At 43.7% G+C, this 15210-nt stretch carries 13 protein-coding genes; 12 read left to right on the top strand and 1 reads right to left on the bottom strand.

Annotation, left to right across the window (positions count from 1 at the left end):
* Positions 1–232: 232 nt before the first annotated feature.
* From prfB to AACT19_RS06105, 5 genes are all read left to right on the top strand, one after another.
* Positions 233–1331, top strand: a protein-coding gene (gene prfB, locus AACT19_RS06085; RefSeq protein ID WP_099426155.1) for a peptide chain release factor 2 whose coding sequence is annotated in 2 segments (ribosomal slippage) — positions 233–307 and positions 309–1331 — 1098 coding nt in all. Because the reading frame shifts where the segments join, the coding sequence is not laid out codon by codon here.
* A 98-nt stretch (positions 1332–1429) separates the two neighbouring features.
* Positions 1430–2962: a lysine--tRNA ligase gene (gene lysS / locus AACT19_RS06090; protein WP_004735013.1), complete on the top strand. Its 1533-nt coding sequence runs from the start codon at positions 1430–1432 to the stop codon at positions 2960–2962.
* Between the two features lie 271 nt (positions 2963–3233).
* Positions 3234–4568, top strand: coding sequence for a cyclic-di-GMP-binding transcriptional regulator VpsR (gene vpsR / locus AACT19_RS06095; RefSeq protein WP_004735014.1), 1335 nt, complete (start codon positions 3234–3236; stop codon positions 4566–4568).
* A gap of 610 nt (positions 4569–5178) precedes the next feature.
* Positions 5179–5430 carry a hypothetical protein gene (locus tag AACT19_RS06100; RefSeq protein ID WP_004735015.1) on the top strand — a complete coding sequence of 84 codons (252 nt, stop codon included), beginning with the start codon at positions 5179–5181 and terminating at the stop codon, positions 5428–5430.
* A 214-nt stretch (positions 5431–5644) separates the two neighbouring features.
* Positions 5645–5956 carry a DUF6482 family protein gene (locus AACT19_RS06105; RefSeq protein WP_004735016.1) on the top strand — a complete coding sequence of 104 codons (312 nt, stop codon included), beginning with the start codon at positions 5645–5647 and terminating at the stop codon, positions 5954–5956.
* A gap of 86 nt (positions 5957–6042) precedes the next feature.
* Here AACT19_RS06105 and mutH read toward each other — a convergent pair whose 3' ends face one another.
* A complete protein-coding gene (gene mutH, locus AACT19_RS06110; protein WP_086027492.1) occupies positions 6043–6708 on the bottom strand; it encodes a DNA mismatch repair endonuclease MutH in 666 nt (221 codons plus the stop codon).
* A 616-nt stretch (positions 6709–7324) separates the two neighbouring features.
* Here mutH and rppH point away from each other — a divergent pair.
* From rppH to AACT19_RS06145, 7 genes are all read left to right on the top strand, one after another.
* Positions 7325–7843, top strand: coding sequence for an RNA pyrophosphohydrolase (gene rppH / locus AACT19_RS06115; RefSeq protein WP_004735018.1), 519 nt, complete (start codon positions 7325–7327; stop codon positions 7841–7843).
* A gap of 2 nt (positions 7844–7845) precedes the next feature.
* Entirely contained in the window at positions 7846–10095 is a 2250-nt protein-coding gene (ptsP, locus tag AACT19_RS06120) for a phosphoenolpyruvate--protein phosphotransferase (protein WP_004735019.1), read from the top strand.
* Positions 10096–10103: 8 nt separating this feature from the next.
* Positions 10104–10895, top strand: a complete 792-nt coding sequence (locus tag AACT19_RS06125; RefSeq protein WP_076645719.1) for a sulfite exporter TauE/SafE family protein — start codon at positions 10104–10106, stop codon at positions 10893–10895.
* Positions 10896–10953: 58 nt separating this feature from the next.
* Entirely contained in the window at positions 10954–11775 is an 822-nt protein-coding gene (gene lgt, locus AACT19_RS06130) for a prolipoprotein diacylglyceryl transferase (protein ID WP_004735021.1), read from the top strand.
* A 9-nt stretch (positions 11776–11784) separates the two neighbouring features.
* Positions 11785–12636 carry a thymidylate synthase gene (locus AACT19_RS06135; RefSeq protein ID WP_009848438.1) on the top strand — a complete coding sequence of 284 codons (852 nt, stop codon included), beginning with the start codon at positions 11785–11787 and terminating at the stop codon, positions 12634–12636.
* A gap of 140 nt (positions 12637–12776) precedes the next feature.
* Positions 12777–14177 carry a winged helix-turn-helix domain-containing protein gene (locus tag AACT19_RS06140; RefSeq protein ID WP_076645721.1) on the top strand — a complete coding sequence of 467 codons (1401 nt, stop codon included), beginning with the start codon at positions 12777–12779 and terminating at the stop codon, positions 14175–14177.
* A 217-nt stretch (positions 14178–14394) separates the two neighbouring features.
* Complete coding sequence (locus AACT19_RS06145) at positions 14395–14871, top strand: hypothetical protein (protein WP_029224686.1); 477 nt, start codon at positions 14395–14397, stop codon at positions 14869–14871.
* Positions 14872–15210: the final 339 nt, after the last annotated feature.

Raw genomic sequence — 15210 nt, forward strand, 5'->3', positions numbered from 1 at the left:
TCGTTCACTGAATGATGTTCATCATTTAGCCCCAAATTCAACAAGCTCTGTTCAAAAGCAGGGCTTGTTTTCTTTCTTTCCCTTACAAATTTCACGTGTTTTTTCTGTCTGTCAATTTTATATTCCATTAAGTTGTTGAATCTTGGCTTTCCGCTCTAAAAAATTCTGTATCTCCGTCACACTTTTGAGTACAATTCTTCGGTTAAATTCTACTCATAAATGATGAGCTAAAATGTTTGAAATTAATCCTATTAAAAACCGTCTGCAGGATGTGTCTGAACGCACAAATATCCTGAGGGGGTATCTTTGACTATGACGCTAGAAAAGAGCGTCTAGAAGAAGTAAACGCAGAATTAGAACAACCGGATGTATGGAACGAACCTGAGCGTGCTCAAGCACTAGGTAAAGAACGTTCTGCATTGGAAGCAGTAGTAGAAACGATCGACCAACTTGACCAAGGTGTTGAGGATGTTGAGGGTCTATTAGAGCTTGCGGTTGAAGAAGAAGACCAAGAAACGTTTGACGAAATCGAACCAGAATTAGCAGAGCTAGAAGCTAAGCTAGAAAAACTGGAATTCCGTCGTATGTTTGCTGGCGATCATGACGCATCAGATTGCTACATCGATTTACAGTCAGGCTCGGGCGGCACAGAAGCTCAAGACTGGACTTCAATGATGTTGCGTATGTACTTACGTTGGGCAGATTCGAAAGGCTTCAAGACTGAAGTGATCGAAGTGTCTGATGGTGATGTTGCTGGCCTTAAAGGCGCAACGGTACGTATTTCTGGTGAATACGCTTATGGTTGGTTACGTACAGAGACAGGTGTTCACCGTCTAGTTCGTAAGTCACCATTTGATTCAAGTGGCCGTCGTCATACTTCATTTGCATCTGCGTTTATTTACCCAGAGATTGATGACAACATTACGATCGATATTAATCCTTCTGACTTACGTATTGACGTATACCGTGCCTCTGGTGCTGGTGGTCAACACGTAAACACCACGGAATCGGCGGTACGTATTACTCACGTTCCAACCAACACCGTGGTTCAATGTCAGAATGACCGTTCGCAGCATAAGAACAAAGACCAAGCGATGAAGCAGCTACGTGCTAAGCTTTTTGAACTTGAGATTCAAAAACAAAATGCTGAAAAACAAGCGAGCGAAGAAACGAAATCAGACATCGGTTGGGGCAGTCAAATCCGCTCTTACGTACTGGATGATTCTCGTATCAAAGATTTGCGCACCGGCATCGAAAATCGCAATACTCAAGCGGTTCTTGACGGTGACTTAGACAAGTTTATTGAAGCTAGCCTGAAATCAGGTCTGTAAGCTTTACCAACTATTAAGCTTTACCAATAATATTGGTAAAAATGCCTATATTTTCAAAAATATAGCTGTCCAAATTATAAAAGCAAGGTACATCTCTAATGACTGATGCTGTTCAAAACGAAAACGCACAAGAAGCTTCTTCACCTGAAGAGAACAAACTAATCGCTGAACGCCGTAGCAAGCTGGATCACATCCGCTTGAACTGCAAAGCGAACGGTCACCCAAATGATTTCCGTCGCGAGCACCTAGCTGGCGATCTTCAAGCGGAATTCGGTGAGAAGACTAAGGAAGAGCTAGAAGAGCTTAACCACATCGTTGCGATCGCTGGTCGTGTTATGGCGAAGCGTGGTCCATTCCTTGCGATTCAAGAAACTTCTGGTCGTATCCAAGCATACGCAGCGAAAGACGTACAAAAAGTACTGAAAGAGAAGTACCAAGGCCTAGATATCGGTGACATCATCGGTGTTAAAGGTGCGCTTCACAAATCTGGTAAAGGTGACCTTTACGTGAATATGGAAGAGTTTGAACTGCTAACTAAAGCACTTCGTCCTCTACCAGAGAAGTTCCACGGTCTAACTGACCAAGAGATGCGTTACCGTCAGCGTTACGTTGACCTAATCGTGAACGAAGACTCTCGTAACACATTCATCGTGCGTTCTAAGCTTGTGTCTTCAATCCGTAACTTCATGAGCTCAAAAGGCTACCTAGAAGTTGAAACGCCAATGATGCACGTGATCCCAGGCGGTGCTACAGCACGTCCATTCATCACTCATCACAACGCATTAGACATCGACATGTACCTACGTGTTGCACCTGAGCTTTACCTTAAGCGTCTAGTGGTTGGTGGTTTTGACCGTGTATTCGAGATCAACCGTAACTTCCGTAACGAAGGTCTTTCTCCACGTCACAACCCAGAATTCACAATGATGGAATTCTACCAAGCGTACTCTGACTACAAAGATCTAATGGATCTAACGGAAGAGATGCTAAGCACAGCAGCGATGGACGTTCTTGGTTCTACTTCTATGCCTTACGGTGACGAAACAGTTGAGTTCGGTGGCACTTACGCTCGCATGAGCATGTTCGATGCAATCAAACACTACACACCTGAAAATGCAAACATTCAAGCTCTGACTGAAGATGATCTTCAGAACAGAGAACTGATGGTTAAAATTGCAGAAGAAGTGGGTCTGTACGTTGAGAAATTCTGGACTTGTGGTCAGCTTCTTGAAGAGATCTTTGGTGAAACGGCTGAGCCTCAGCTAATTCAACCAACATTCATCACGGGTTACCCAGCGGACATCTCTCCATTGGCTCGTCGTAGCGACAGCAACCCATTCTTCACAGACCGCTTTGAGTTCTTCATCGGTGGCCGTGAAGTAGCGAATGGTTTCTCTGAGCTTAACGATGCACAAGACCAAGATGAGCGTTTTAAAGCGCAAGTTAACGCAAAAGACGCGGGTGATGACGAAGCGATGTACTACGATGCAGACTACATTACTGCACTAGAGCACGGCTTACCGCCAACTGCGGGTCAAGGTATTGGTATTGATCGTCTAGCGATGCTATTTACAAATACGCACACAATCCGTGACGTGATCTTGTTCCCGGCAATGCGTCCACAAGCGTAATATTCGCTTATGGGATGTAACAGCCCATCTAATTAAAAAAGCCACCTTCGGGTGGCTTTTTCTGTTTTTAGGCTGCAAAACCTAGCCTGTACCGCACTCTTGATTCGAAAAACCATTATTTCTGACATAGTCTTACTATTGAGACATAAAATCTAAGATAGTCTCACTACTATACGTCCTGCGCTGAATACGATCTCGTGGCATTTTGTCGAACGATGAAGCAGTGACTCGTATTAGCTTGATTTAAATAAAAATAGAATAAGGAAGAAGGATGGGAACTCAATTTAAGATGGATTCCTTACCAGGTTCTCTTATCGTCGTTGGTGGTGCGTACGAACCCTGGTTATCAGTGTTAGAGCAAGTGGGTTGGCAATGTACCCAGTGTGCAGATTTACGAAAAGCCGATGCCTTGATTGCTGACATTGGCCCATGCATTGGCATTGTGGATCTTAGTCATGATGAGTTTAGCCTTAACGGTATCGCTAATCTCGTGAGCAACAACAAGCAAGTAAGATGGCTCGCCTTTATTCGTGAATCGCAATTGAGCTCTGATACCATTTGCCAATTTATCGTGAACTTCTGTATCGACTTTTTCACGGCGCCAATCCCAGATGCCCAGTTATTGAGTACCATTGGTCACCAATTGGGTATGCTCAAGCTTGAGCAGAAAGTATGGCCAAACTACGGCATCAACAACAATATGGGTTTGCTTGGCGACTCTGTGGCTGTGAAGCGTTTGAGAGACCAAGTAAAGCGCATTGGGCCGACAGATGTCAGTATCCTGATTTACGGAGAGAGTGGAGCAGGAAAAGAGACGGTTGCACGCTCAATTCATCAAAACTCTTCGCGAGCGCAAAAGCCATTTTTAACGGTCAATTGTCGTGCCTTGTCTGAAATGAGAATAGAGGCCGAGGTATTTGGTATCTCAGCACAGCCCGCTGCAGCACCTTGTCTGTTGGAAGAAGCCGACGGCGGAACCATCTTACTTAATGATGTATTGGCGATGCCACGTAATCAGCAGTTGAACCTGCTGCGTTTCTTGCAAGAAGGTAAAATTGAAACTGCGGATGGTCCTAAGCCTGTCGATGTGCGCATTCTGGCCGCGAACTCTTCTGATATCGAAAAGGCATTGATCGAGGGCGACTTCAATGAAGAGCTTTATCATTACATCAATGTTCTGCGTATTCACGTTCCGAGCTTGAAAGAGCGAGTGAGTGATATTTCAGTACTGGCTAATCATTTTCTACGCGAGTATTCAAAAGAGTTCAATGCTCAAGCGAAGAGCTTTTCAGACGATGCTATCCGCTCGATGAATCGTTATCACTGGCCGGGTAATGTGCGTGAGCTGATGAATCAAATTAAGCGTGTCGTGCTGATGTCGGATGCGGTGATCATTGACGATCAACAACTGGATTTACCAAAACAGAATGATGAGCGCCGCAGTCTCAAAAGTATCCGTGAGCGTTCAGAGCGAGATGCGTTGCTGATTGTTCTGGAATCTTATGGTGGTCAAGTATCGTTGGCCGCTAAGGAGCTTGGAGTTTCGCGTGCAACCATGTACCGATTGCTGAATAAACATAGCCTGATTTCTGAAGGCGTTGTTTAGAGCTCTCTATTCATTGATTCTATCCAGTTAATGTAAATCTAAGAGCCACGCATGATGCGTGGTTTTTTTATATCCATTGCTACAACTTTTTGTTGGCTGCTGACAGCTGACAGATTGATAGATTGAGCTATTGGAGGCTCGGCCTTTAAGAGAGATGTTCTGTGATTTTATATAATCATAGTGAATATGTTATATATAAAGTGATATGCAACTGATATTTTGGGTGAATCATTTGTTTTGAAATTGTTAATCAATTATCGGTTGAATAATATACTCACTTGGTTAGACTTTAACCGTGAAAGCAATGGTTTAACAAAGACTTATTTGCTTTTATTATCTCATTTCTTTTTGGATTTTTTAGTTAGTTTGGAGGCGCAAATGAAACATTTCGATTTTATACAGCATATTTGCGCGTCGTTTGATCCGTGTACTGACATGGTGACAGTTATGTCACAAACATCAGCCATGGCCGATCGAAACACCCAAGATAAACCTAACTAATAGATCCGTACCCTTATTTGGCTGCGGAAAAATAGCAGCTAAGTGAGAAGCCCTCATACTATCTAATACGCTATTTTTCCTCAGTTTACTTTACAACTGGAGAGTTATTATGCGTCACTCAGTATACTTAAAACTAGCAACAGTCCTTATCCGTGCAGACCTTCGTCGTGAAGAACGTGAATGGCAACGAAAAGTTCGTCGTAGTTCATACGATCTACCATGGAACAATACTCATTTATTGAGAGATATTGGCCTTGAAGCCGATGGTCGACCAATTGGTTTTTCTGAACCTGAAGTCGTTACGATTGAACGTCGAGTTCGTCACCTTCGTCGAGTCTTAAGCGCGCGAATACCGACGTAATCTTGTGGGGTGATAGCGCCTTTCACCCCTTAAGATAAATATCAGCGATAGTTGTGGCGTCGGAAGTGCAAGCTTTTGAACTAGAACTGGCCAAAAAAGAGAAGCACTTGCTTCTCTTTTTTGCTTTTTTAAGCCGTTATGTGTGCTTTTTTAAGTCGTTATCTAGTAAAGAAAAAGAGTTCTACTACTCTTTATAGAGCAAGGGAGGCTGGCTATGCAAAAGCATCAATTAGACATGTGGTTACATGGAGAGCACAAAGACTCTTATCAAACACCAAAGGTATACGTTATTGGCTGTTCCGATATCTCGGAATATCTATTAGCAGTGGAATATAAACACAAGCTAGAACCGGTAAAGCAAGACGGTGAGCCGCTTCACTTTGGATCCTTGGATCAAGTGAAAGAAGAGTTGCTCCGGCTCGGTTTTGAAAAGGCGTATCTTCGCTTACACAACGCCTATGACGAGTTTGGTAATGAGCCAAGCCAAAGCTACTGCGATATTGAACTGGCGCTCAAACCTCATTAGAGAGCGTTCGTAGCTAGAGATTGATTCTAGTTACAGGCGGTTTGTAACATACTGATAGTTTGGTCCATCTATGCTAGATAAGAGCTCTATGCGTAATGGGTTGTCAGCAATTTATGGGTGAATTGAGTCCGTAGATAGAAACCACGTGGCTTAGTCTTGATAGGTTTTCCACTTGCACCGTAAGCTTCTGTTAACACGCGACTGTTGGCCGCTTTTGGTCTTAAATGCAGTGCTTCACCGTGTCTTGCTGTTATCTGCTCAACGTTACCCAACACGATCAACTCCATCAGCTCTTCCCAATCTCTTTTCAGGAGTTCGTTTTCAGCTAGGCTTGGTGTCCAGAGTAATGGGGAGCCAACATGCCTTTCTGCCAGCGGAATCTCTCTTTCTCCCTCAACAGGGATCCACAACACTTTAGACAGTTTGTTTCGAACGTGACTGGTTTCCCAAGTTATGCCTTGCACGCCCATCAATGGAGCGACACAAACAAAGGTGGTTTCGAGTGGCTTTCCAGAGTAGCCAATCGGGATGCTTTTAAGCTCGATACCGAGTTTGGCAAAATCTTGTTCTGGTTTGCTGCCAGCGGGCGCACCCAAGTGCCATTCCAATAGCTGTCCAACCCAGCCTTTATCACGCTTGAGGTCGTTTGGCATCACCATCTCAGCTTCATCGGCGAGCTCTTTAAAGGTCATTCCGGCGATAGCATACGCTCTGTCTAGTAGCTCTTGTTGTGTTTGTGGTTCTGGTTTCATAATAAAAGGCATGATCAAAAAAATGATTTTACCAGAAGTTATCACCATATGACGACTGGTTAAGAAATGATCTCCTGGTTAGGAAAGGGATCAAACTCATGGTTATCCACAGGACATAAAGGTAATTAATTGAAATATTAATTTAGTGGATAAATAAACAGGGGTTTATGGTGGATTAAATGCTTGCCAAATGGGGTTCAAAATGAATCTTTCGCTTACTAGTGTGGATAAACATCGGAGTGGTTGATCTTTAACCATGTTCTGTTTTTGAAAGATCTTTTATTTTTCTAATGTTTTTAAAAATGAAAATATAATCTTAATTAATTGATTTTTAATGAAATAAATTATATTCATTCGGCTTGGTGTTTTTGGTGTTGATGAATCTATGGATTAAAAAAAACGATTGCGGGTAATTCTTCACATAGTTATTCACAGAAAAGGTGAATAAATGTGGTCTATGTCTCACTTTTGTGTGGGTAACTAGAATTTGAGCAAAACTTATCCATATTCTTAGTTAATATTCATAAATATAGCGCTTGTCACGTCACTAAGTTTGCTCCGATTGGGGATATGTGGAAAAATCAGAGTAATTAAAAATTTAGATAGAGGTTGGCCAGTGATAGATGGCGATGGTTACCGATTAAATGTTGGTATTGTAATCTGTAACAACCATGGTCAGGTCTTCTGGGCTAAACGATACGGGCAACATTCATGGCAATTCCCTCAAGGGGGAATAGATGAAGGTGAAACTCCGGAACAGGCGATGTACCGCGAGTTGTATGAAGAGGTTGGCCTTACTAAAAAGGATGTAAAGATCGTCGCGACAAGTCGTCATTGGTTACGCTATAAGCTGCCCAAACGACTGGTTCGGTGGGATTCTAAACCTGTCTGTATTGGACAAAAACAGAAGTGGTTCCTTTTACGCTTAGATTGCGATGAATCGCAGATCAATATGCAGCGTGGAAGTACACCTGAGTTTGATGGTTGGCGTTGGGTGAGTTACTGGTACCCAGTTCGACAAGTTGTTTCTTTCAAGCGAGATGTTTACCGTCGAGCGATGAAAGAATTCGCATCTTTAGCAATGCCGTTTAAAGAGCGAAAAACAAAAGGAAAACGCAAATTGCGTAGAGGTTAAGCATGCTCAGTCAACTAAGGGAAATAGTTGAACACGTATCAAGAGTTGAAGATGTGTCGACGGCTCTTGATATTTTGGTTAAAGAGACATGCAGTGCGATGCAGACGGAATGTTGCACCGTGTATTTGGCAAATAATGATATGCAGCGTCTTGAGTTGATGGCAACTCAAGGCCTGATCTTCAAAGGTAATAGTATTCACATTGGTTTTGACGAAGGTCTGGTTGGCCTTGTCAAAAGAAGTGCTGAACCTATCAACCTTGCACAAGCGTCTGCTCACCCTGCTTATAAGTTTTTTCCAGAGCTTGGAGAAAAGGTTTATCACTCTTTTCTCGGCACTCCGATTATCCATCGCAAGCAAGTGCTTGGCGTATTGGTCATTCAACAGAAGTCTCCTCGTTTATTCAGTGAGATGGAAGAATCCTTCCTTGTCACACTCTCAGCACAACTTGCGGTTATTGTGGCGCACGCTCAAACTCAAGGCCATTGGCTTTTAGAGCAACAGAAGCTACCTAAGATTAAAGGTATTGCAGCTTCATCGGGCGTTGCGATTGGTGATTTATGGTGGGACAACACTCAGCCTGAACTTACCGATGTTTATCCAGCATCGACGCTTAATGTTGAAAGAGAGCATGAAATGCTGGCGGTCGCCGTCGAAAATGCTCTCAATGACTTTAAGCGAATGCGAAAGCGCCTAGACAGTGAAATCAATAAAGACGCGTTGGCGATCTTTGACCTGTTTACTCACTTACTCAACGATCCAATGTTACGTAAGGATCTTAAGAGCCAAATCCAGAAAGGCGATAAGGCCGATTGGGCATTAAGGCAGGTTGTTGAGAGCTACTCGAATCGCTTTGCTCGTATGTCAGACGTGTACCTTCGTGAGAGGGCACAAGACATCCGAGAGCTTGGTCAAAGATTGCTCTATTTCCTTCACAATTCTGAACATGAACTTCGCACGCTAGATAAGCCAATTATTTTGGTGGTTCGAGAGTTAACGGCTTCGGTATTGGCCTCTATTCCCAAAGAAAAACTTTTAGCTGTTATTTCTTTGGAAGGGGCGGCGAACTCACATGCCGCGATTTTATCTCGAGCGTTGGGTATTCCTTCTGTTATGGGGGTTAACCTAAATCTTGCTCAAGCTAATGGTAAGCAAGCGATTGTTGACGGGTATAGTGGCGAGATCTTTATTGAGCCGACTCAAAACCTGCTCAAAGAATATCAAGGGCTGATTCTAGAAGAGAGTGAGCTCTCTTCGATGGTCAATCGAGAACTATATTTACCGGCAAAAACGCAAGACAATCAGCAAGTCGAGATCCTGCTTAATGCGGGCTTGAGTGCCGACACCAATATCGCTATCAACCAAGGCGTTGATGGGGTAGGGCTGTATCGAACCGAAATTTCTTTCTTGTTGCAGCAGAGGTTTCCGTCAGAGGACGAACAATTCAAGCAATACCGTTCTGTACTCGCGAGCTACCCTGAGAAGCAAGTGGTGATGCGTACACTCGATATCGGTGGCGATAAGGCTTTACCTTATTTTCCAATCGAAGAGGACAACCCATTCCTTGGCTGGCGTGGTATTCGTTTTACGCTCGATCATCCTGACATCTTTATTATTCAGTTACGTGCCATGCTACGTGCGAGCTGTGAAAGCCATAACTTGAGTATTTTGTTGCCGATGATCTCTGGTGCGCAGGAACTGGATGACGCGCTACAACTTATTGAACAAGCGTATGACGAAGTGCATGAGCTTGATAACCGAGTGCGCATGCCTCGCGTTGGTATCATGATTGAAGTGCCATCAATGCTTTACATACTGCCGCTGATTGCTGATAAGGTCGACTTTGTTTCCGTCGGTACCAACGACTTAACTCAATATTTATTAGCAGTTGATCGGAACAATTCACGAGTATCCGATGTCTATGAATCAATGCACCCTGCGGTGATCATGGCATTAAAACAAATTCATGATACTTGTAAGCAACATCAATTACCTGTGTGTATTTGTGGCGAGCTAGCCGGTGATCCTATGGGCGCGTTGTTACTGATTGGGTTGGGGTATGAGACGTTAAGTATGAATACCTCGAATGTCGCGAGGACTAAATATTTGATTCGCCAATCTAACTTGAGTGAATTACAGGATTTGGCAAATAGAGCGCTTTCAAAACCATATGGTAGTGACATCTATAGTATGATGCTGAACTATTTCGAAGAGCGTGAATTTACAGGCTTCATTCGAGCAGGTAAAAAATAGGATTTAACGTGTCATATGAACTGATAGGCTTGTTAGCAGGCCTTGGTGCTATTGTTGGTGTTTTAGCGGGTTTGCTAGGCATTGGCGGTGGTTTGCTAGTCGTTCCTGCCTTGCTATTTTTGCTTCCTAAAGCGGGTATTCCTCAAGAGTTTGCGATGCAAATGGCATTGGCTACCTCGTTATCAACCATTATTGTTACCTCGGGATCGTCTGCAATTAACCATTTAAAATTGGGTAATGTGGAACTTTTTGTCGTTAAGTGGTTGATGCCTGGTGTGGTGATTGGTGGTTTCCTAGGTTCTTTTGTCGCCGACGTTATTCCTGCTCAATATCTGCCAAAAGTCTTTGGTGTGATTGTCTTGGTATTGTCGTTGCAGATGTTGTTGTCGATCCGCTCTAAGAGTCAAAAGTCGATGCCGGGTTCAGCTAAGACCATGTTATGTGGTGGCGGTATTGGTTTGGTTTCAAGCTTGGCTGGTATTGGTGGTGGTTCTTTATCGGTGCCTTTCCTTAACCATCACGGTGTGGAAATGCGCAAAGCTGTAGGCTCATCCTCTGTATGTGGTTGTGTTATCGCGATTTCGGGAATGCTAGGCTTTATTTGGCATGGCTCTTCTGTCGATGATCTTCCGGCGTATAGCTTGGGTTATGTTTATCTACCGGCTTTGATAGCGATATCTTGTACCTCAGTACTGACCACACGAGTTGGCGCTAAACTGGCCACTCAATTGCCAACCCCCGTGCTGAAGAAATTCTTTGCGGTATTTTTAATGTTTATAGCAGCCACTATGCTGCTGTAGTGTCTTTTCTGTTAGCTGTTGAGTTAACCGTTATTCAATTTTAGATAGAGAGCCAAGTATGTCTCAGGGTTTTATCGAATTCCCAAATATCGATCCTGTTCTTATTGAACTAGGACCAATCTCAGTTCGTTGGTACGGCCTAATGTACCTTGTCGGCTTTATGTTTGCTCTTTGGTTAGCAAATCGCCGAGCTGATCAACCCGGTAGTGGTTGGACTCGAGAGCAAGTATCAGACCTACTGTTTGCTGGCTTTCTAGGTGTGGTGCTTGGTGGTCGTATTGGCTACGTACTTTTCTACAACTTTGGCCTTTTCATTGATGATCCACTCTACCTATTTAAGGTATGGACTGGCGGTATGTCTTTCCACGGTGGTTTGCTTGGTGTGATCACCGCGATGCTTTGGTATGCCAAAAAGAACGGTCGAACCTTTTTTGGTGTCGCTGACATGATTGCACCATTGGTTCCATTTGGTTTAGGTATGGGCCGCATGGGCAACTTCATGAACAGTGAGCTATGGGGTCGCGTGACTGATGTGCCATGGGCGATTGTATTCCCTAACGGTGGTCCACTCCCTCGTCACCCATCTCAGCTTTATGAAATGGCGCTTGAAGGTATTGTACTGTTCTTCATCTTGAACTGGTTCATCAAAAAGCCTCGTCCTCTTGGTTCTGTATCAGGGTTATTCCTAGCAGGATATGGTACATTCCGCTTCCTAGTTGAATACGTACGTGAACCTGATGCTCAGCTAGGTTTGTTCGGTGGATTTATCTCTATGGGACAAATTTTGTCACTGCCAATGGTTATCATCGGTGTGCTGATGATGGTTTGGGCATACAAGCGTGGTCACTACAAAGATGAATTACCACAACAAACGAAGTAAGGAATTGGTGTGAAACAGTATTTAGATCTCTGTCAGCGTATCGTTAATGACGGTACTTGGATTGAAAATGAACGCACAGGCAAGCGCTGCCTAACCGTAATCAATGCTGACCTTGAATATGATGTAGGTAATAACCAATTCCCACTGGTAACAACACGTAAAAGTTTTTGGAAAGCCGCAGTTGCTGAGCTGCTTGGCTATATCCGTGGTTACGACAATGCGGAAGATTTTCGTAAGTTAGGGACTAAAACTTGGGATGCGAATTCTAACCTGAATGAAGCATGGCTAAATAACCCTTACCGCAAGGGTGAAGACGACATGGGCCGTGTTTATGGCGTTCAAGGACGTGCATGGGCAAAACCTGACGGCGGTCATATCGACCAACTGAAGAAGATTGTTGATGATCTAACGAACGGCATTGATGATCGCGGCGAGATCTTAAACTTCTATAACCCAGGTGAGTTCCACATGGGTTGTTTACGTCCGTGTATGTACAGCCACCACTTCTCTCTACTTGGTGACACTTTGTACCTAAACAGTACTCAGCGCTCTTGTGATGTTCCATTAGGCCTGAACTTCAACATGGTTCAAGTGTATGTGTTCCTAGCAATCATGGCGCAAATCACGGGCAAGAAAGCCGGTGTGGCTTACCACAAGCTGGTTAATGCTCATATCTACGAAGATCAACTCGCACCTATGCGTGATATCCAGTTGAAGCGTGAGCCTTTAGCGGGGCCAACATTCCATATCAATCCTGAGATTAAGTCTTTAGAAGATTTGGAAACGTGGGTGACGATGGATGACTTCTGGGTTGAAGGCTACGAATGCCACGAAGCGATTAAGTACCCATTCTCGGTTTAATCTAATCTGCTTTGTTTGTTTGATTGACTGATTGATCGAAAGGCTGCCTCTGCGCAGCCTTTTTTATTTCTGATGCTTGGCTTGCTTACTATTCGTAAAACCAATAATCTTGAGTGGTCTTTTCTAACCACAGAACTACTATGACTCGCTCGCATTGCTTTGTATTGCAACACGACTTTCCTATTTCTTTCTACCCTGATAAAAACCAGTTGGTGATTGATAGTGAAGAGATTCATTTAGAGCCACTACAAGCAAGGCTGCTCAGCTATTTCATCGACAAGTGCGGGCAAGTGGTTAGTACGCAGCAGATAGCGGCGGATGTGTGGCAAAGAACTCAAGTGTCTGACAACTTGGTTAGACAGGTCATCAGCTTACTGCGCAGTCAGCTTCAGGATAAGTCACGCCCGTATCGCATCATTCAGACCATTCCTAAGCAAGGTTACCTGTTCGATGTTGAGGTGACTCAGCCGAGTGTCGAACCAACTTCCGTTGATGACGCCTCTCTACCTGAATCTGAGCCTAAACCTTTTGTTGCTAATTCGAAAAAGAAAACCATCGCCCTGATTACAACCGCAGTATTCTCTGTTGGCTTAATAGCAACTTGGGCGTGGCAAATTGATGTCTCAACCAATGACACAGCTGTTATTTCTGCGCCTCAAAGTGATGTGATTCCCGTTTATATCCATGACATAACACTCGATTCTGCGGACGATTATGAGGTGTCGGAAAGCGTGTACAACTACCTATTCTACGGGCTGAACTCAGCGAGAAATTTATCGGGTTACCACTTCTCTCAGCTATCGAAACAGGGCAAGCAATCACTTGCCAATAATGGTGTCGAACTCAAAGGTTGGCTCAAGCAAAAGGGCAGTGATTATATACTGAGCGTGCTGATACAAAACAACCGCCAGCCCAATCAAAGCCAGAAAGTGGAAAAGAGCTTTAGCCAAGATAACTTCTTTGATGCCATTGGGGATGTAATTCTTGAGATTAAAGCCATTATTGCCCCAATGAGTTCAGAATACGGCGTCGTCAGTCATCGAGTGACTTCTATTGATAACTACGATGATTGGAAGGTTATTTCAGAGGGAATATCGCTTTTCTACCAAGGTAAAGGTGGACAGCCATTTGCAGAGATCGCACTTCAGTTGGATACGATTCAACAGCAAGGAAGAGACAATTATTTGGTCAATGCCTTATTGTCGTATTCGGAATCTTTGGCTTATTTGCAAAGTCATGAGCAAGAAGATCGCGAACATGCACTGCAACTGGCAAAGCAAGCCTTCGAGATGAACCCACGTTGTGACATCGCTAATCTTACCTTGGGTCTTGCATTGTTAATCAACCAACATGCCAATCAAGCTTTCCCTTACCTTTTTTACGCGGCCGAAAGTACACCGAGCCCAATCAGTTTTTATCTACTTAGTGTGGCTGACAAGCTGTCGGATAATCCCGAAGGTTCGCAATACAACTATCAGCGCTATACCGAAGTGAAAAAAGAGTATAATGGTCAACTGTTTGATCTTATTGAATCTTTATAAAAAACAAACCTTTCCTAAACCACAAAATTCTCTCTGAAGTGAAGACGTTGAGTTACCGCTAATAGTAACGGCTCTTCCGCAAGGTTTTCTTGTGCCGACAGACTTCTCAACATGTTTGATTATTGTTTGGACTCAGGCTCGATTGCCTTGCATCAAGCGTAAAAACATCGACTTCCACATACTGGTAACCAAATCATTAATTATTTGGGGTACACACATGTTGAAGAAGTTTGCTTTTCAGATCATTCCAATTCAGATCTTCTTATTCGTCTTTTGGTTCAAAAATGGCTTTGTCGATAAAGTGATGGGCGTTGTGCTTGGCTTTATTACGCCAGATACCGCTTATTCAGGTGATACTTGGGCTGGCTGGAAAGGCTATATTGTAGGAACTTGGGATAAGAGCCAAATCGGTCATGCTCTACTGAGTCCAACATTCGATTTCATGTTCCCTATTTTGATTGCTTTGCAATGTGTGCCGTTTTTACTGGTTATCCGTTCGGTATTTGCAGGTGAGTTCATGTCTGGCAAGGAGCGTCCGTGGTTACTCTATGCTGCCTTTGCTTCTTTATTTGTGACTTCTTGTATGGCTTTCACTCAAACCATCACTGGCGCAAGCGACGGGCAGTATCTATGGCAATTTATCGGCTTTGGCATGGTTGCCATTATGTATCTGCGTAATGAGCAAGGTAAGTAAGCGTTTTTTGGATGCGGGATACGAAGGGTAGCTAGATACGAGTAAACGAGATGCGAGATACGAAGATCAAAAGCCCCTGTCATTCCCTAGACTGACGAAGGAAGGAGTAGGGAATCTCTGAGTGTTGTGTGTTAGATAGATTCCCTATCACGCTCGTTCCTCGCTGTAGGGAATGACGGGTGTTTAGGTGTGAGATTGTTTAGATACGAGTAAACGAGATGCGGGATACGAAGGGCGTCTTTAAATTTGAGTCAGTAAGATACGAAATATCAAATGCAGATAATGAGAGGAAGTCGCTTTTCGTCACTCTCTACCCGAATCTCGTATCTTCTTTTAGCT

Source organism: Vibrio sp. 10N.222.47.A9 (assembly GCF_963872585.1).
In the GTDB taxonomy this organism is placed as follows: Bacteria; Pseudomonadota; Gammaproteobacteria; order Enterobacterales; family Vibrionaceae; genus Vibrio; species Vibrio splendidus.